General features: G+C 66.9%; 17 protein-coding genes. 6 read left to right on the top strand and 11 right to left on the bottom strand.

Annotated features, from left to right (window positions below):
* Positions 1-40 precede the first annotated feature (40 nt).
* The 4 genes from AC1RMY_RS06015 to AC1RMY_RS06030 all read left to right on the top strand — a co-directional run bounded on the left by AC1RMY_RS06015 (position 41) and on the right by AC1RMY_RS06030 (position 2,945).
* Positions 41-1,435, top strand: a complete 1,395-nt coding sequence (locus AC1RMY_RS06015) for an aminotransferase class III-fold pyridoxal phosphate-dependent enzyme (RefSeq protein ID WP_492863043.1) — start codon at positions 41-43, stop codon at positions 1,433-1,435.
* 108 nt (positions 1,436-1,543) lie between these two features.
* The gene (locus AC1RMY_RS06020) at positions 1,544-2,020 is read left to right on the top strand and encodes an Lrp/AsnC family transcriptional regulator (protein WP_492863567.1); all 477 of its coding nucleotides are present in this window, start codon (positions 1,544-1,546) and stop codon (positions 2,018-2,020) included.
* Positions 2,021-2,357: 337 nt separating this feature from the next.
* Positions 2,358-2,567, top strand: a complete 210-nt coding sequence (locus tag AC1RMY_RS06025) for a cold-shock protein (protein ID WP_492863044.1) — start codon at positions 2,358-2,360, stop codon at positions 2,565-2,567.
* 132 nt (positions 2,568-2,699) lie between these two features.
* Positions 2,700-2,945 (top strand): hypothetical protein, encoded by a 246-nt coding sequence (locus AC1RMY_RS06030; RefSeq protein ID WP_492863045.1) that lies wholly within the window; start codon positions 2,700-2,702, stop codon positions 2,943-2,945.
* Between the two features lie 51 nt (positions 2,946-2,996).
* Here the strand turns inward: AC1RMY_RS06030 and AC1RMY_RS06035 are convergent, their stop codons facing one another.
* On the bottom strand, positions 2,997-3,872 hold the full coding sequence (locus AC1RMY_RS06035; RefSeq protein WP_492863046.1) for a GNAT family N-acetyltransferase: 876 nt from the start codon (positions 3,870-3,872) through the stop codon (positions 2,997-2,999).
* 197 nt (positions 3,873-4,069) lie between these two features.
* Between AC1RMY_RS06035 and AC1RMY_RS06040 the strand changes: the two genes are divergently transcribed.
* Positions 4,070-5,347 carry an NAD(P)/FAD-dependent oxidoreductase gene (locus tag AC1RMY_RS06040; protein WP_492863047.1) on the top strand — a complete coding sequence of 426 codons (1,278 nt, stop codon included), beginning with the start codon at positions 4,070-4,072 and terminating at the stop codon, positions 5,345-5,347.
* 119 nt (positions 5,348-5,466) lie between these two features.
* On the opposite strand, the gene AC1RMY_RS06045 is transcribed toward AC1RMY_RS06040, so the two are convergent.
* The 6 genes from AC1RMY_RS06045 to AC1RMY_RS06070 all read right to left on the bottom strand — a co-directional run bounded on the left by AC1RMY_RS06045 (position 5,467) and on the right by AC1RMY_RS06070 (position 11,524).
* Complete coding sequence (locus AC1RMY_RS06045; RefSeq protein WP_492863048.1) at positions 5,467-6,255, bottom strand: ABC transporter permease; 789 nt, start codon at positions 6,253-6,255, stop codon at positions 5,467-5,469.
* Complete coding sequence (locus AC1RMY_RS06050) at positions 6,252-7,115, bottom strand: ABC transporter permease (protein WP_492863049.1); 864 nt, start codon at positions 7,113-7,115, stop codon at positions 6,252-6,254. The genes AC1RMY_RS06045 and AC1RMY_RS06050 overlap by 4 nt, the downstream gene beginning before the upstream one ends.
* A 151-nt stretch (positions 7,116-7,266) precedes the next feature.
* Complete coding sequence (locus AC1RMY_RS06055; protein ID WP_492863050.1) at positions 7,267-8,331, bottom strand: ABC transporter substrate-binding protein; 1,065 nt, start codon at positions 8,329-8,331, stop codon at positions 7,267-7,269.
* Positions 8,332-8,368: 37 nt separating this feature from the next.
* Positions 8,369-9,682: an NAD(P)/FAD-dependent oxidoreductase gene (locus AC1RMY_RS06060; RefSeq protein WP_492863051.1), complete on the bottom strand. Its 1,314-nt coding sequence runs from the start codon at positions 9,680-9,682 to the stop codon at positions 8,369-8,371.
* A gap of 4 nt (positions 9,683-9,686) precedes the next feature.
* Complete coding sequence (locus AC1RMY_RS06065; RefSeq protein WP_492863052.1) at positions 9,687-10,388, bottom strand: HAD-IA family hydrolase; 702 nt, start codon at positions 10,386-10,388, stop codon at positions 9,687-9,689.
* A 50-nt stretch (positions 10,389-10,438) separates the two neighbouring features.
* Positions 10,439-11,524, bottom strand: a complete 1,086-nt coding sequence (locus AC1RMY_RS06070; RefSeq protein ID WP_492863053.1) for an ABC transporter ATP-binding protein — start codon at positions 11,522-11,524, stop codon at positions 10,439-10,441.
* 229 nt (positions 11,525-11,753) lie between these two features.
* Here AC1RMY_RS06070 and AC1RMY_RS06075 point away from each other — a divergent pair, with 229 nt between their 5' ends.
* A complete protein-coding gene (locus AC1RMY_RS06075; RefSeq protein ID WP_492863054.1) occupies positions 11,754-12,704 on the top strand; it encodes a LysR family transcriptional regulator in 951 nt (316 codons plus the stop codon).
* A 217-nt stretch (positions 12,705-12,921) separates the two neighbouring features.
* Here AC1RMY_RS06075 and AC1RMY_RS06080 read toward each other — a convergent pair whose 3' ends face one another.
* The 4 genes from AC1RMY_RS06080 to AC1RMY_RS06095 form a co-directional block, all read right to left on the bottom strand.
* The gene (locus AC1RMY_RS06080) at positions 12,922-14,391 is read right to left on the bottom strand and encodes an aldehyde dehydrogenase family protein (RefSeq protein WP_492863055.1); all 1,470 of its coding nucleotides are present in this window, start codon (positions 14,389-14,391) and stop codon (positions 12,922-12,924) included.
* A gap of 4 nt (positions 14,392-14,395) precedes the next feature.
* On the bottom strand, positions 14,396-15,064 hold the full coding sequence (locus AC1RMY_RS06085) for a haloacid dehalogenase type II (RefSeq protein WP_492863056.1): 669 nt from the start codon (positions 15,062-15,064) through the stop codon (positions 14,396-14,398).
* A 157-nt stretch (positions 15,065-15,221) separates the two neighbouring features.
* Positions 15,222-16,544, bottom strand: a complete 1,323-nt coding sequence (locus tag AC1RMY_RS06090) for an NAD(P)/FAD-dependent oxidoreductase (protein ID WP_492863057.1) — start codon at positions 16,542-16,544, stop codon at positions 15,222-15,224.
* A 71-nt stretch (positions 16,545-16,615) separates the two neighbouring features.
* Positions 16,616-17,959, bottom strand: coding sequence for an amidase (locus AC1RMY_RS06095; RefSeq protein WP_492863058.1), 1,344 nt, complete (start codon positions 17,957-17,959; stop codon positions 16,616-16,618).
* Positions 17,960-18,005 lie beyond the last annotated feature (46 nt).

Raw genomic sequence — 18,005 nt, forward strand, 5'->3', positions numbered from 1 at the left:
CGAACGCCACCAAGCCGACACTCTCCAGCAGGAGCCCTCCATGACCGTCAATTCGCTCGAAGCCCTCGACCGCCTCCACTGGGTCCACCCGGTCGCCAACTGGGCCGGCCACGAGAAGCGCGGCGTCACCATCATGAAGTCGGCCAAGGGCGCCTTCATCATCGATTCCGAAGGTCATGAGCTGATCGACGGCTTCGCCGGGCTGTGGTGCGTCAATGTCGGCTACGGCCATGAGAGCATCGTCGAGGCCGCCGCCGCGCAGATGCGCGAGCTGCCCTATGCCACCGGCTATTTCTCATTCGGCAGCGAGCCGGCGATCCGGCTCGCTGCGAAGCTCGCCGAATTGACGCCCGGCGACCTCAATCACATCTATTTCTCGCTCGGGGGCTCGGATGCGATCGACGGCGCGCTGCGGCTGATCCAGTTCTACTACAACGTCACCGGCCGGCCGACGAAGAAGGCGATCATCTCGCTGGAGCGCGGCTACCACGGCTCGAGCTCGACGGGCGCCGGCGTCACCGCCCTGCCGGCCTTCCACGCCAATTTCGACTTCCCCGGCCATGTCCGCCACTACGTCGCCCCGCCTTACGCCTATCGCAATCCGACCGGCTCGGACGATGCGGCGGTGATCGCGGCGAGCGTCGCCTCGCTGCGTGCCAAGGTCGAGGAGCTCGGGGCCGACAATGTCGCCGCTTTCTTCTGCGAGCCGGTGGTGGGTTCTGGCGGCGTCATCGTGCCGCCGAAGGGCTGGCTCAAGGCGATGCGCGACACCGCCGCCGAACTCGACATCCTCTTCCTCGCCGACGAGGTCATCACCGGCTTCGGCCGCACCGGCCCGATGTTCGCCTGCGAAGCGGAGGGCGTGGTGCCGGACATGATGACGATGGCGAAGGGGTTGACCTCCGGCTATGCGCCGATGGGTGCGCTTGCGATCGGCGAGAAGGTCTATCGCGGCATCGCCGACAACGCGCCCGAGGGCGGCCCCGTGGGCCACGGCCAGACCTATTCCGGCCATCCGGTTTCGGCCGCCGTCGCGCTGGAAGTGCTCCGGCTCTATGACGAGGGTGGCATTCTCGCCAATGGCCAGCGCGTCGGCGCCTATTTCGAGAAGAAGCTGGCGACGCTGGCCGATCATCCGCTCGTCGGCGAGGTGCGCGCGCGCGGCCTGCTCGCCGGCGTCGAGCTCGTTGCCGACAAGGCGAGCCGCGAGAAGCTCCCGCGCAGCGTCAAGCTGGCCGACCACCTCTTCGCCCGCGGCTATGCCAATGGCGTGATCTTCCGCGCCTTCGCCGACGACATCATCGGGCTCGCGCCGCCTTTGTGCTGCAGCGAGAGCGAGATCGACCTGATCGTGTCGCGGCTGCGCCAGACGCTCGACGATATGCTGGCCCTGCCCGAGGTCGCAGCGGCGCTCGCGACCGCCAAGGCGGCGTGATCGCCTGCTTTGCCTGGAGCGGCGAACCGTCTAGGTTCGTCGTCTCGCTGCGGCGCGACTCCGCGTCGCGCGAGGGGCGTGGGTGAGGCTTTCGTCGTGACACCGGGCGTGCGGCTCGACCGCATCGACATGAAGATTCTGATCGAGCTGCAGAACAACGGCAGGATGACGAACGTCACCCTGGCGGATGCGGTAGGCCTGTCGCCGAGTCCCTGCCTGCTCCGGGTCAAGCGCCTCGAGCAGGCGGGTTTCATCTCGGGCTATGCCGCCACGATCAACCTGCCGAAGCTCGGGGAGACGATCACCGTCTTCACCGAGGTCACGCTGGCCGACCACACCAAGGAGTATTTCATCCGCTTCGAGACGGCGCTGCGCCGGGTCGACGAAGTGGTTGAATGCCATATGGTCAGCGGCGGCTACGATTACCTAGTCAAGTTCGTGACGCGCGGCCTGACCCATTATCAATCGCTGATCGAGACGCTGCTCGACCGCAACATCGGCATCTCCAAATATTTCAGCTATGTCGTGATCAAATCGCCGATCCAGAAGCCGGGCTATCCGCTGCCGGTGCTTTTCGACGTCTGACACCAGAGCGGCCTGCTCCGCCCGCGGCCCTTGAGCGCCCTCGCGGCTATGCCGCCGAGATAATTGCGATCGACATATCTGCGAGCCAGAAAGATCAATAAAGCTTCTGTAAAAATCGTAACCGGAACTCCATCCAAATAATTATGATGACCCATGTGATCCATGGTTGACAGAAAATCGTTTCGCGAATAAGTTTGAGTTCTCGATATTGCTTGGACGGCCCTAGTTATTTTCGCGCTTCGGCGCGCTTCTGATCAGATCCCCCTTTCGAAATCGTTCTGAATTCGCCGTGCATTCGCCGGCGGACGACAGTTTATTGCCAAAAGGAGGGTTCTACATGGCCACCGGCACAGTGAAATGGTTCAATTCCACCAAGGGCTTCGGCTTCATTCAGCCGGACGACGGCAGCCAGGATGTGTTCGTACACATCTCCGCCGTCGAGCGCGCCGGAATGCGTGATCTGCAGGAGGGTCAAAAGCTCGGCTTTGAAGTCGCTCGCGACAACAGGTCGGGCAAGATGGCCGCGGAGCAGCTTCTCGCTGTCTGAAGAGATCTCATCTGCGACGGTGACCACGGATGTACTGGCACTGACACGCTGATCGGGTTTCAATGGAAGGCCAAGCGAAAGCTTGGCCTTTTTTGTCTTCTGAGACGGCGACCGACAAGACGGGAGACCGGGATGGCTGGACCTTCAAAGCAGCGCCTCGATGCCGACAACGCCTTTCTGAGAACCCAGACGCAATCGCTGGCGCGCAACAGGATCTCGTCGGAAGCCGACGGCATCGCTCAGGCACGCGACGCCAACACCGCCAGGCTCAGGCAGCAACGCCTCGAGAAAGAGGCGGAGGATCGCGAAATCGCAGCCGCCGCGCCTCCGGCGACTCCGAAACGAAAAACCAGGGCCAAGCAAGACAAGGCCGGCTGAGGCAGGCGTTTCCCAGCGATGGTCGGGCCCATGCGGCTGCCGTGAAGCTGTTCAACCCAGCGCCTGCGTCGCCAGGCCGAAGGTGCGGGCCGCGCCGCTGGGGGGATGATGGCGCCCGCGGATCATCGGCGTGACCGAATCGAAGATCGTCATGCCGCAGGATTCCAGGAAGGCGCCGAAGCGGCCCTGTTCCTGCGCGGTGTCGACGCGCAGGAAGCTGCCCCGATGCGTCTCCACATGGGGCGCGACGAGCGCGACCGCCATGTCGTCGTTTTCCGCCACGATCGGGCCGACGACATGGCCGCGTCCGAAGGGGCGGCAGAGCGCGAAGCCACGGATCGCGCCTTCCCGCTCGACGACCGTGCCGACCGATGGCTGCATGAGCGCGGCGATGACGCGGTCGCGATCGGCGCCATAGGCCTCGGCGTCGAGGCGCGTGATCGCGGCGAGATCGGCCGCGACAGCACGTCTCAGCCCTGGGACCGTCGGCGTGGGGCCGGGTAACGCGACCGTTCGCCCCTGATGCTGGAAGATCCGGCCGATCGGCTCGAAGCCGAGCGAGCGATAGAGGCGATAGCCGGCCTTGGTCGCGCTGAGACGCAGATCGCGATCGCCGGATTGCTCGAAGATCCTCTCCATCAGTTCGCGTCCGGCTCCCTGTGCCTGCAGGCGGGGCGAGGTGATGACCATGCCGACCGTCGCAAAGCTTTCGCCGAAGGGCCACCACATCGCGGAGCCGAGTGCGCGGCCGATCGTATCGCAGGCGACGAAGCCTTCGCCGACGCTCATCACGAGCCGCCAGTCCTCTGGCCGATGCGGCCAGCCGACGCCGATCGACAATTGATGCATCTGGCCGACATCGGCTTCGGTCATTGGCCGGATGTCGATCTCGTAGCCGAGCCGGCGCTTTGCCGTTCTGTAAGCCAAGGCGTCGGGCCTCACGCGGGATCAGCCTCGACTATAGGGCTGCCCGGGCCGTTCGAGAATAGCATAATTCATACAATACATGAGGTTAGGAACCTGCAAGCTGCATGGTCGAGCCCCTGCGATGCTTCGGTTTTCCTTGGCCGGCGGAGGTGAAACGAGCCTGTCCCCTGATCCATCGACGCCGAGGCCAACACGCGATGAAGCTCGAACCCTATTGGCTGGCCTCCGCGCCGCGCTTCAGCTCCGCTTCCTCGGCTCCGATCGCGGGCAAGGTCGATGTCGCGATTGTCGGCGGTGGTTTCACCGGCCTCTCCGCGGCGTTGGCGTTGGCGAAGGCCGGTGCGAGCGTTGCCGTGCTGGAGGCCGGGCGCGTCGTCGGCGAGGCCTCCGGCCGTAATGGCGGGCACTGCAACAACGGGCTCGCGCATGACCTCGGCGGGCTCGCGGCCAGCCTCGGCATCGAGCGCGCCAGCGCGCTCTATCGCGCCTTCGATGCCGGTGTCGACACCGTCGAGGCGCTGGTCGCGCGCGAGGGGATCGATTGCGATTTCACCCGCACCGGCAAGATCAAGCTCGCGGCCAAGCCCAGCCATTTCGCCAAGCTGGAGAAGAGCGCGGAACTGCTGCAAGCGACGGTCGAGCCCGACCTGATCGTGGTGAAGCCCGGCGAGACACGCCGCGAGATCGGCTCTGACGGGTTCCATGGCGGGCTCGTCTTTCCGCGCAGCGCCCATATGCATATGGGCCGCTTCGGCGTCGGGCTGGCCGAGGCGGCGGCACGGGCCGGCGCGGCGATCCATGAGAACGCCGCCGTGACCGGGCTCGAGCGGCTGAACGGGCGGGCGTGTCGTGTCGCCACGGCGCGCGGGACGCTGGAGGCCAAGCAAGTGCTGCTCGCGACGGGTGCGTCGCGGCAGGGGCCCTTCGCCTGGCTGCGCCGGCGGATCGTGCCGGTCGGCAGCTTCATCATCGCGACCGAGCCGCTGTCGGCGGAACTGGCGGCCTCGATCATGCCGACGCGCCGCACCGCGACGACCACGATGAATATCGGGAACTATTTCCGGCTGACGCCCGACAACCGGCTGATCTTCGGCGGGCGCGCGCGCTTTGCCCTGTCGAGCCCGACCTCGGACGCCAAGAGCGGCGCGATCCTGAAGGCGCGGATGCTCGAACTGTTCCCGCAACTGGCGGGCGTGGGCATCGACTATTGCTGGGGCGGGCTGGTCGACATGACCGCCGACCGGCTGCCGCGTGCCGGCGAGCGTGACGGCGTCTTCTACGCGCTGGGCTATAGCGGCCACGGCACGCAGATGTCGGTGCATATGGGGCAGATCATGGCGCGCGTGATGGGCGGCGAGGTCGACGCGAACCCGCTCGCCGGGCTCGACTGGCCGGTGGTGCCCGGCCATTTCGGCCCGCCTTGGTTCCTGCCCTTCGTGGGGGCCTATTACAAGTTTCAGGACTGGCGGAGCTGAGACCGCGTCGTCATTCTCGGGCGTAACGCAGCGGAGACCCGAGAATCTCGTGACGAGAACGCGCTGACTAGCACCTCATCCGGCCTGAGATGCTCGGGTCAAGCCCGAGCATGACGCGCTCATTGTGCCGCGCGCTTCTGTCCGCTGGTCGCCAGCAGGACGAGGATGAAGGATGCGGCGGTCAGCAAGGTCGAGATCGCGGCGATGGTCGGGTCGATCTCGTCGCGCAGGGCAGTGAACATGCGCTTGGTCAGGGTCTGGTACTGCCCGCCGGAGACGAAGAGCGCGATGATGGTCTCGTCGATCGCCGAGATGAAGGCGAAGATGCCGCCGGCGAAGACGCTGGCCTTGATCTGCGGCAGTGTCACCGTGAGGAAGGCGCGGAAGCGGTTCATGCCGAGGCTGCGGGCCACCATCTCCTGCGTCTTGTCGAAGCTCTGCAGGCCGGCGACGACCGAGGTGATGACATAGGGCAGGCCTAGCATGACGTTGGCGAGGACGAGCCCGGTCAGCGTCTGGATCAGGCCGATCTTGGCGTAGATGAAGAAGATGCCGATCGCGATGATGATGATCGGCACGATCAGCGGCAGCATCAGCATCATGTGCAGCGAGCGCATCAGTTTCGTCTGTGAATTGCTGATGGCGTAGGCGGCGGCGGTGCCGAGCGGGGTCGCGACGATCACGGTGAGGACGCCGATCAGCAGGCTCATCCGCGTCGCCTGCATCCAGTTGGGATTGCCGAAATATTCGGCGTACCAGCGCAGGGAGAAGGCCGGCGGCGGGAAGGTCAGGAAGCGCGTCGACGAGAACGACATCGGCACGATGATCAGCAGCGGCAGGATCAGATAGATCAGCACGAGGCCGACGAACGCGCCGAAGAGCAGGCGGGGGAGAAGCGGCTGTTTCATTTCTGGCCCAGCATCTTGTCGAGCGGGATGATGCGGCCCACCGCCATGAAGATCGCGAGCACCGCGACCAGCAGCACGACGCCGACGGCGCTGGCCGCGCCCCACTGGTTGTAGAGTTCGACATTCCGGCTCACGACCATCGAGATCATGATGGTGCGGCCACCGCCGAGCAGCTCCGGCGTGATGTAGAAGCCGAGCGTCAATACGAAGACCAGCGTAAGCCCCGCGACGACGCCCGGCAGCGAGAGCGGCAGGAAGACGCGCAGGAAGGTATGCAGTGGCCCGCCGCCGAGGCTGGCGCCGGCCAGCATCAGCTCGCGCGGAATCTTCTGCATCGTCGAATAGAGCGGCAGCACCATGAAGGGCAGCAGGATGTGGACGGTCGCGATGACCGTGCCGAGTTCGTTATGGACGAGCGCCAGCGGCTCGCTGATCAGCCCGAAGCGTTCGAGCATCTGGTTGGTAACGCCGGTGCGCTGCAGCAGGACGAGCCAAGCATAGGCGCGCACCAGTACGCTGGTCCAGAAGGGCAGGATGACGAAGGAGAGGATCAGCACGTCCCAGGGCCGCTTCACATGGGCGGCGGCATAGGCGACCGGGTAGCCGAGGATCAGCGTCAGCACCGTGACCATCAGCGCGATGCGGAAGGTCAGGCCGAAGCTGCGCCAGTAGATGTCCTCGCTGAAGATGCGGCGGTAGTTCTCCAGCGTGAAGCCGTTGTCGTAGAAGGACTGAGTCATCAGCCAGCCGACCGGGATCACCACAAGGGCGAGGATCACGATCACCGCGGGCGAGGCGAGCAGGAGCATGAGCCCCTGCTCGCGGCGCTGGTAGCGGAGAGATGGGTCGATGGCGGTCATCTAGCTCTTCCTGCCGATCGCGTTTCACCTTGCCGGGGTCATCCCGAGCGACCGAAGTGAGACTCGGGATCCATTCCGGAACAGCTCAGGCATGGATCCCGGATCTACGCTGCGCTCCGTCCGGGGTGACGGCGCGGGATAGCTCAGCGACTCACTTCTGCGCGAAGGAGAGCCAGCGCTTCTCGGCGGCCTCGCCGGCGGCCGAGGTCCACCAGGCATAGGACATCAGGGCCTGGACCTTGGCGTTGTTCGGCGCGCTCGGCAGCTCGCCGACGCGGGCGGCCGGGATGACGCCGGTGTCATAGGCCTTGGGGTTGGCCGGGCCGTAGTCGATATGCAGCGGCAGGTTGGCCTGATGCACCGGATCGACGGCTTCGTTCAGGAACTTGATCGCGGTCGGCAGGTTCGGAGCGCCCTTGAGCACACAGAGCGAGGTGCTCTGCAAGATGCCCTGATTGTAGGTGTAGGCGACCTTGGCGCCTTCCTTGGTCAGAGCGCTGATGCGGCCGTTCCAAGCCATCACCATGTCGACCTCGCCGTCGTTGAGGAGCTGCGCCGACTGGGCGCCGGAGGTCCACCAGACCGTGATGTGCGGCTTGATCTCCTCGAGCTTCTTGAAGGCGCGGTCGACGTCGAGCGGGTAGAGCTTGTCGGGCGCGACGCCGTCGGCCATCAGCGCGGCTTCGAGCGTGGCGAGCGGATGGTTGCGGAGCGCCCGCCGGCCGGGGAACTTCTTCACGTCCCAGAAATCGGCCCAGGTCTTTGGGGCGGTCGCCGCGTCGGGGAATTTCTTCAGGCTGTAGCCGAGCACGCTGGAATAGAACTCGTAGGCGACGGAGTAGTCGCTGCGATATTCGGCCGGCATCGCGGCGGCGTTCGGAATCTTGCTGAAGTCGAGCTTCTCGACGATGCCCTGCTCACCGCCCCGCAGGCAGAAATTGGTGGCGACGTCGACGACGTCCCAGGTCGGCTTACCCGTGGCGACCTGCGAGCGCATGATCGGCCAAGCGTCGGGCACGCTGTCCTGGTTGATGGTGATGCCGAGCTTCTTGGCGCTCGGATCGAGGATCGCGATGGTCTGCGCCTTCTGATAGGCGCCGCCCTGAGAGACGAACAGGATCTGTTCGGCCGCTTGGGCGGAGAGCGGGCTCAGCAGAGCCAGGGACAGGCCCGCGGCGGCGTAGGCGCTACGAATGGTCAGGCTTCGTTCCGTCATGTGCTCATCCCCTGTTGTTGGATCGGATCTTCGAAAACTACCGTCCGATCGCGTCTAGAAACTGGTACCAGCCGGCGACCATGCGGACGGCCGGCTCTCGAAGCGGATAAAATGGAACGCTGCGCATGCGGGCGGCATCGAGCAGGCCGACATCGGGGCGCTCGCCCCGGGCGAAGGCGGCGAGATAGCGCCCCATCAAGCTGGACATCGCGACGCCGGCGCCATTGTAGCCCATGGCGAGCAGGACGCGGTCGTCGACACGTCCGACATGGGGAACCGAGTCGAGCGTCATCGCGACGAGGCCGGACCAGCGATAGGCGAGGGGCACGTCGGCGACCTGCGGGAAGATGCCGACCATCGCCTTGTGAAGGGCGCGGAAGGCGGCGGGAGAGTCGGTCTTGCCGAAGGCGCCGCGCCCGCCGAAGACGACGCGGTCGTCGACCATGCGGAACCAGCGCATCATCCGCTTGGTCTCGGTATAGGTCCGCCGCGTCGGCATCACGCTCGCCGCGAGATTGGGCGACAGCTTTTCCGTCGCGATGATCGCGCTGCGGAAGGGGATCAACGTGCGCTGGTAGGCTTTCGTTGCCGGGGTCAGGTCGGAATAGCTGTTGGTGGCGATGATCGCCTGCTTCGCCCGGACGACGCCGTCGGGCGTTTCGACGAGAACGCCGTCGCGCTCGCGGTGCAGGCTCAAGGCCGGCGTCCCGGCATGGATGGGAATGCCGCGCTTCGTCACGCCCTCGGCGAGGCCGTGCAGATAGTTCAACGGGTGGATGCCGCCCGAGCCCGCATTGAGCACGCCGCCGACGAAGCCGGCCGAGCCGGTTTCCTCGCGAACCTGCCCGGCATCGAGAACGGACATGGTGGTGTCGCCCAGTTCGCTGCGAAGCCATTCGGCTTCCTTCACGGCATAGGCCAGCGTCTCGTGATTATGCGCCGCCTTCACCTGGCCCGAGCGCGTGAGATTGGCGGCTTCGATGCCGTAGGTCGCGACCAGTTCCGAGACGATATCGGTGGCTTCCAGTGCGATATCGTACATTCTTTTCGCCATCGGCTTGCCATGGGCGGCAGCGATGGCGGGGAAGGAAATGCGGAACTTGGCGGTGATGACGCCGCCATTGCGGCCGCTCGCGCCCCAGCCGGGGCGGTTGGCCTCCAGCACGATGGACGAGAGGCCGCTCTGCGCGAGGTGATGCGCCGCCGACAGGCCGGTATAGCCGGCGCCGATGATGACGACGTCGGCCTGCGCGTCGCCTTGCAGTGGCGGCAGCTCGCGCAACGGCGTGGCCGTCGCGCCCCAGAGCGAGGGCGCTGCCTCCAGCGACTGCCAGGCGGGCGCGGCGTTCAACGGTTCAGGCCCCGGCCTCGACCGCGTCGGCGAGCGCCTTCAGGGTCGGGAAATGATAGTCCGGCTTGGTCAGCTCCGGCACCGCTGGCGTGCCGCCGAAGCCCTTCTGGCCCTGACGCCGCTCGATCCAGCAGGTGGTGTAGCCGAGCGATTTGGCGACGCCGATGTCGTGATACTGGCTCTGGGCGACGTGCAGGATCTCCTCCTGCTTGTAGCCGAAGGCCGATTGCCGGCCGCGGTTGAAGGCGAAGAACAGCGGATCGGGCTTGGGATGGATAGCCTCGTCGGCGGTGACGCTGTCGTGGAAGGGGTTTCCGAGCGTCTGCGAATAGAAGGCAAAGGTCGGGCGGTCGGCATTGGTCATCGCGACGAGCCGGAAATGCTTGCGCAGCCGGGCCAGCGCCTCACCTGAATCCGGGAAGGCCGGATGCTGCAGGATGGCGTACTGGAAGGAGTCGGCCGAGGCCTCGTCGGCGGGCAGGCCGAGTTCCTTGGCGAGATGGATATAGACCAGCTTCATCGCCTCGCTGGAGCGCTCGTAATGCTTGGCGCGGCCGTCGAGATAGGGCGCGAAGATCTCGTCGTCGCTGAGCGCGGCCGCCTTCGGCCCGCCGATGCGGCGCACCGCGTTGAGAACGCCGGTTTCGAAGTCGATCAGCGTGCCGACGACGTCGAATGTGAGAACCTTGAAGTCTTTCAGAGCCATGATGCGAATTCTCTTCTGGCTGTACGGGTCTGGTGTCCGATGGGTTGCAGTCAGCCGCCCGCCTTCGACACGACGATCGTGTCCTGCGGGTGGATGCTGATCTCGACGCGCTCGCCGATCGGCGGGATGCGGCGGGCGGCCTCAAAGTGGCTGGGCTGGCGCAGGCTGAGCGGTGTGCCGTCATCCAGCGCGAGGAAAACGCGCAGGCTCTCGCCCTGGAAGACGATGTCGGTGACGCGGGCCGAGAAGCGGTTGCGCTCGGGCGCGCCGGCGCCGTCCTCGATCAGGAGCTTCTCGGTCTGCACCGCCAGCACCAGCTCGCCGCTGGCGGGTAGCGGCCGGGCCGTCCGGATCGCCGCTCCGGCGAGCGAGACGCTGTCGGAACCGACGCGCGCGACCGGCAGCAGCGTCGCCTCGCCGATGAAGCTCGCGACGAAGGCGTTGGCGGGATGGTCGTGCAGGCGCTCGGGCTTGTCGATCTGGACGAGCTTGCCATCCTTCAGGATGGCGACGCGGTCGCTCATCGTCAGCGCCTCGCGCTGGTCGTGCGTGACGTAGATGATCGTCGCGCCGAGCCGCTTGTGGAGCTGGCGCAGCTCGATCTGCATGGTTTCGCGGAGCTGCTTGTCGAGAGCCGAGAGCGGCTCGTCCATCAGGATCAGCCGCGGCTCGAAGATCATGGCGCGAGCAAGCGCGACGCGTTGACGCTGGCCGCCGGAGAGCTGGCCGATGCCGCGCTCCTCGTAGCCGGCGAGATCGACCATCGTGAGCGCGGCGCGGACCTTCTCGGCATAGGTCGATTTCGGCAGGCGGCGGGCGCGGAGCGGGAAGGCGACGTTCTCGCCGACGCTCATATGCGGGAAGAGCGCGTAGTTCTGGAAGACGATGCCGATGTCGCGCTTGTGCGGCGGGGTGAAGGTGACGTCGCGGCCGCCGAACAGGATCTGGCCGGCGGAGGGCTGGACGAAGCCGCCGAGGATGCCGAGCAGCGTCGTCTTGCCGGAGCCGGAGGGGCCGAGCAGCGAGACGAACTCCTGCGGGGCGATGTCGAGCGACACGTCATCGAGTGCCCGCACCGATCCGTAGATCTTGCTGGCCGATCTGATCTCGACGCGCTCGCCGCCACTTTTCGCCATTGCATGCTCCCTTTGCGATACAGCGACACCGCGCGAGCGCGTGGGCAAAGACCGATGTCGGGCCTGACCATAAGTCGCTCTTATGGGGCTCGGCCGTTCGCGGTTCGCCGCCCGGCAGCGCGGACCTCTATGGGTCCGTCGCCGCAGCTGCATTCGACAGGGTCATCAAACGGGATTTTCGCCGGCTACGGCAATTGCCAAATAATCAGGCGAAGCATAACCTGATGTAATGTCCGATCTGCGCCGTATGGTATCTTCCAGCAATGCGCTCTTCGTCTTCGAGGCGGCCGCGCGCAGCGGCAGTTTCACGCGCGCGGCGGACGAGCTGAACGTCACCCAACCCGCGGTGAGCCGGATGCTGTCGCGCTTCGAGGGCTATCTTGGCCTGCGCCTGTTCGAGCGGGGCGGGAAGGGCGCCGTTCTGACGCCGGAGGGAGAAATCCTCTACCGGCGCGTCGCGGACGGCTTCCGGAGCATCGAGGCGGGCTTGCGCGAGGTGGAACAGCTTCGCGGCGGCAAGGAGACCGTGACGATCTCGGTGTCTTCCGCCTTCACCACGCACTGGCTGATGCCGCGCATGGACCGGTTCCAGCAGCGCTTCCCGAGCGTCGATCTGCGCTTCCAGATGATCGCGGGCTCGTTGCGTGGGGTGGTCGAAAGTGTCGATCTCGGCATGCGCTTCGTGGCGGCCGACGAGCCCGTGCCGGACGAGGCGCTGGTGGTCCATGAAGTCATGTTGCCGGTATGCAGCCCGGGCTATCGCTGCGAGCCGGGCTCGGCGGAGCAGGCGGCCAGCGGCAACACGGTGATCCAGTTGACGGACTCGCCTTCGGACTGGGCGAGCCAGTACACGCCCTTCGCCACGGGACGCACGGGGCCGATCAAGGCGCTGACCTTCTCGGATTACGCGGTGGTGGTGCAGGCGGCGCTGCTGGGGCAGGGCATCGCCTTCGGCTGGATCACCGTCGTCGCCCATGCCCTGATGTCGGGCGCGTTGGTTCCGGCTGCCGACCGGCTGACGGTCGGCGAGCGGATCTGCGTGCTGCTGACGCCGCGCAACCGGCCGGCGCGGCCGATCGTGCGCGAGATCCGCGACTGGATGATCGCGGAATTGCGAGCGGAGATCGCAGCGATCGACAGGCTGCACCCGGCGCTGGGACTGAGGACGGCGGTGGTCTGAGCGGCTCACAGGCAGCCAAGATTGCCCTCGCCGTCATTCCGGGGCGGGCCGAAGACCTGAGCCCGGAACCTCTGAACACCGTCGTATCAGGATATCGCGCTGTGCCCGGTCGGCTTTTCCGGCTTGCGCAGCGGTTATGGGTTCCGGGCTCGCCCTGCTGGCGCCCCGGAGTGACGGAGTGGTTCCAGGACAATCAGCATGCGCCAAGGGCGCCCGCTCAGCCGCCGATGTCGATGAGCACCGTCTTATGCCGCAGGTTCTGCTCCACCGCCTGGCGGCCGAGGTCCTTGCCGATGCCCGAGCTCTTGTAGCCGCCGGTCGGCAGGATGAAGTCGAGCGTGCGGCTGTAACGGTTGATCCAGACCGTGCCGGCCTTGAGTGCACGCATCGCCCGCAGGCCCCGGCCGAGATCGGCAGTGTAGACGCCGGCGGCGAGTCCGTATTCGGGGTGGTCGGCCAACGCCAGGCCTTCCTCCTCCTCGTCGAAGCCCTGGATCGTCAGCACCGGGCCGAAAACCTCTTCGCGGACGGCCGCCGTTTGGGCGGTGACGTTGGAGAGCAGCGTCGGCTGGTAGAAGGCGCCGCCATGCCCTTCGATGCGCCTGCCGCCGAGCAGGCATTCGGCGCCCTGACGGGCGCTCTCGGCGAGGATGCGGTCGATACGCTGCGCCTGAACCTCGGAGATGATCGGAGCATAGCCGGTTTCGGCCTGCCAGGTCGGGCCTGGCTTGACGATGGCGAGCTTGGCTTTCAGCCTGTCGATCAGTTCGGCCATGACCGTGCGCTGCACGATCAGGCGCGAGCCGGCGACGCAGGCCTGCCCGGCATTGGCGAGCAGCGAGTCCGCGATGCAGGCGGCGGCCTTGTCGAGATCGGCATCGGCGAAGACGAGCTGCGGGCTCTTGCCGCCGAGTTCGAGCGTCACCGGCTTGATGCCGCTTTCGGCTGCGGCCTTCATCACCGCGACGCCGGTGCGGGTCGAGCCGGTGAAGGAGAGCTTGGCGATGCCGGGATGGCGCGAGAGCGCATCGCCCGTAACGCTGCCATTGCCCTGAACGACGTTGAAGATGCCGGCGGGAATGCCGGCCTCGACCGCGAGTTCAGCCAGCCGCACAGTCGAGAACGGCGTCAGCTCCGAAGGCTTCAGGACGATCGCATTGCCGGCGGCGAGAGCGGGCCCGACCTTCCAGGAAGCCATGCTGAGCGGAAAGTTCCAGGGCGTGATCGCGCCGACCACGCCATAGGGCTCGGAGACGATCATGCCGAGATGATCGGCGCGGGTGGCGGCGACGTCGCCGCCGAGCTTGTCGGCCCATTCCGAGAAGAAGCGGATGCCTTCGGCGACGCTGGCAACGTCGCCGGTGACGGCCTGTGCGATCGGTCGGGTCGAGCCCAGCGCCTCGAGGCGGCCGAGTTCGACCGCGCGCTCCTCGATCAGTTCCGCCCAGCGGCGCATGGCGCGAGCGCGTTCGCGCGGCGGCTGCTTCGCCCAGCCGCTGCGCGCCACCGCTTTCCCCGCGTCGGTGACGGCCCGGTCGACCGTCTCGGCGGTGGCGACCGGCAGATCGGCATAGTCGACGAGGTCGGAGGGCCGCGCGACCGGGAGTCGTTCCCCGGTCGTGACGGCCTCGCCGCCGATGTAGTGGCCGGTCGAGAAGGCGATCGAATCCGGAGCGAAATCGTTCATCGCCTCAGAGCCCGACGAGGGCCGGCAGGCCGCCGATGTCCTTGATCTCGGTGTAGCCGTAATAGGGGGTTGCCGGCTCGTGGCCACGGTTCACCCAGACGCGCTTGCCGATCTTCATGTCATGCGCCGTCATCAGGTCGTAGCGGAAGCTGGACGAGCAGTGCATCACATCCTGCGGCCCGCAGCCGAGCTGGTCGAACATGTATTCGAAGGCCTGCATGCGGGGCTTGTAGGCCTGCGCTTCCTCCGCCGTATAGGCCGCGTGGAAGGGCGCGCCGAGCTTGGCGACGGAATGCGGGATCAGCGCCGTCATCGAGTTCGAGAGCACGACGAGCGGGATTTCCTTCGCGACCTTGGCGAGGCCGGCGGGAACGTCCGGATGAGGGCCCCAACTCGTGATCTCATCGACGATGCGCTGGGAGTCGGCCCGGTCGTAAGCGACGCCCTGAAGCTTGCAGGTGCGCTCCACCGCATTGTGAACGACCTCCTGATACGGCTTCCAGGGTCCGAGAACCTCGTCGAGCCGGTAGGAGCTGAAATCATCGACGAAAGCGTCCATCTGCTCCGGCGAGAGGCGCGAGCCATAGACGCGGCGGGCGGCCGGCCCCATCTCGAAGTAGATCAGCGTGCCGTAGCAGTCGAAGGTGATGAATTTCGGCCGCCAGGTGCTCATGGGTCTGCTCGCTTGGTTGAGGGGCGGACGCTGCCGCCGACGAGGAAAGCCTAGCGGGGCGGCGCGGCGGTGGGCGTGGATTTGCTGCCGAGCCGCCCAAGATTATGCCGATCGCACCGGGGTCGGCAGCATGGATTGCCGCGCCTCTCGTCTGCGTTCAGAACTCGCCGACTTCGCCCTGCGAGCCATCGAGCAACCGGGAATGGCGGAAGGGGCGGGGATCGACGATCGGTGTGTCGCCCGCGGCGAGGTCGGCCGCGAGATGGCCGGCGCCGGGGCCGAGCCCGAAGCCGTGGCCGCTGAGACCGGCTGCCAGGACCAGGCCCTTCAGCCCGACCGTCGGCGAGATCACCGGAACGGCATCGGGGGTGGAATCGATATAGGCGCCCCAGCTTTCGCGCACCGCGACGTTGCGTAGCCCTGGCACGAGGGCATGGGCCCGCTCCAACAGCATCGCCATCGCCTTGCGGTTCGGCGCGGGATCGAGCACGCGGATGCGCTCGAAGGGCGTCTGCTTGTCAAGGCTCCAGCCGCCGAGCGCCTCGGGGCCGTTGAAGAAGGACGAGCCGATGCCGAACTCGACCGCCTTCAGGCGCTTGACGAACATCGGCATGAACTGGCGGGCGTAGCGGATGCCCTGCGGCGTCAGTTCGAGCGTGCCCTTGCCACTGATCGCGATGGTGTAGCTGCCGTCGAGGCGGCGCGTCAGTGCGATCTCGGGCGTGTAGAAGGCGTCGAGCCAGGCCGGCGCGATCTCGGTGCGCAGGCTGGTGGCGCGGATGCTGGCCTGCGGAAAGGAAATGCCGTGATGGCGCAGGAAGCCGGACGCCCAGGCGCCGCCGGACAGAATGACGGCGCTGGTGCGGATGAGGCCCCGTTCGGTCATGACGCCGGTGACAGCGCCGTTGGTGATATCGAGCCCTCGCGCGGCGCAGCCCTGGTGGATCGTCGCGCCGTGCTTGCGGGCGCCCAGCGCCAGGACCGGCGCGGCCAATGCGGGCTCCGCCGTGCCGTCCGTGAAGGAATGGACGCCGCCGAGCCATTCGCGACCGCTCCCGGCCGTCATCGCGGCGGCTTCCTTGCCGGTGAGCATGCGCGTCTCGACGCCGAACTGCTTCGCCAACTCGCGCCAGCGCTCCCATTGGGCGATCTGCGCGGCGTCGTTGCTGGTGTAGACGAGGCCGCAACGACGGAATCCGAGATCCTCGCCGATCTCGCCCGCAAGCGCGTCCCACATCTCCATCGAGCGGATTGCCAGCGGCAACTCGCGGGCGTCGCGGTTCTGTTGTCGGCACCAGCCCCAATTGCGGCTCGACTGCTCGCCGCCGACCACGCCCTTCTCGACGAGCGCCACCGAGCGGCCGCGCTTGGCCAGGAAATAGGCGGCCGCAGCGCCGACGATGCCGCCGCCGATGACGACGACTTCGGCTTCGGCCGGCAGGTGCGCATCGCTCTCGATGCGCTTGAGGGTCGGGCTCATGCGTGTTCTCCGGCAGATCGATCCTGAAGCTCTACCGAGCTTCCGGCTGTCTGCCTTGGATCATTTTCGCATCACGCGACCAAAGCGCCCTCGATTGCCGCTGCGACCGAAAAGAGCACGCGGTCGCCGCCCGTCTCGCCCGTCAGCATGAGGCCGACCGGCGCCTCGCCCGGCCGGTGGCAGGGCAGGCTGATCGAGCAGCGATCGAGGAAATTGCCGATGCTGGGATTGCGCAGCATCAGCCCGTTGAGCCGGAAGTATTCGGCATCCTCCGCGAGTTCGGCGATGCGCGGCGCGATGATCGGCACGGTCGGCATGACCAGCGCGTCGTAGCCGCCGGTCAGCGCGTTCATCGCCGCAATGATGCGGGCGCGCGCCTTTGCCAGGGCGACATAGTCGTGGGCCGGCATCTGGGTGCCCGTCTCGATCCGGCTGCGCACGCGCGGGTCGTAGAACGCGCCCTTCGTGGCGAGCAGGTCGCGATGCCATTCATAGGATTCCGGCGCGGTGAAATTGCCTTTCGCCGTCGCCCTGGCGATCTCGAGCAGTGGCGCGAAGCCGACCTCGACGATCACCGCCCCGAGCGAGGCGAGCCGGGCCAGAGCGTTCTCGAATGTCGCGGCGACGGTCGCATCCATACCGTCGCGCACGATCTCGCGGGGGATGGCAAGGCGCAGGCCGGCGAGCGGCCGTGGTGCCGGCACGGCAGGGCTCTCGCCGGCCAGGATCGCGTCGACGATCGCGCAGCAGGAGACGCTGGCGCCGAGCGGGCCGAGCGAATCGAGGCTGCCGGACAGTGGTACGACCCCGTCGAGCGAGATGCGGCTGGCGGTCGGCTTGTAGCCGACGATGCCGCAAAGCGCGGCGGGGATGCGGCAGGAGCCGCCGGTGTCGCTGCCGAGCGCGACGACCGCCATCCCGTCCGCGACCGCCACGCCCGATCCCGAGGAGGAGCCGCCGGGAATGCGGGCCGAGGCGCGATCCCAGGGGCTGAGCGGCGTGCCGTAATGCGGATTGGCGCCGATGCCGGAGTAGGCGAACTCGGTCATGTTGGTGCGCCCGACCGGGATGAAGCCGGCCGCGAGCATGCGCGCGATCGTCGGCGCATGGGCTTTGGCCGGGGCGGTATCGGAAAGCGCGCGCGAGCCCGCCATGCTGCGCTCGCCGGCGACGTCGTAAAGATCCTTCACCGCGAAGGGGATGCCGGCATAAGGGGAAGCCGCGCGGCCGGCCCGGCGCAGGGCGTCATGGGCATCGGCCGAGGCGCGGGCGGCCTCCGCCGCGACCGAGATGAAGGCGCGGGCGCCTTCGCCTGCGGGGTCGGCGATCCGGCCGAGGCATTCCTCGACCAGATCGCGCGAGGTCACGGCCCCCGTCGCGAGGTCCTCGGCACAGCCTTGCACGGTCCGCAGCATGATCGTCTCTCCGCTTTCGCTCAGGCTTCCGGCTTATCGCCGCGGC

This window comes from Allobosea sp. GW822-FHT03F07 (assembly GCF_058801345.1).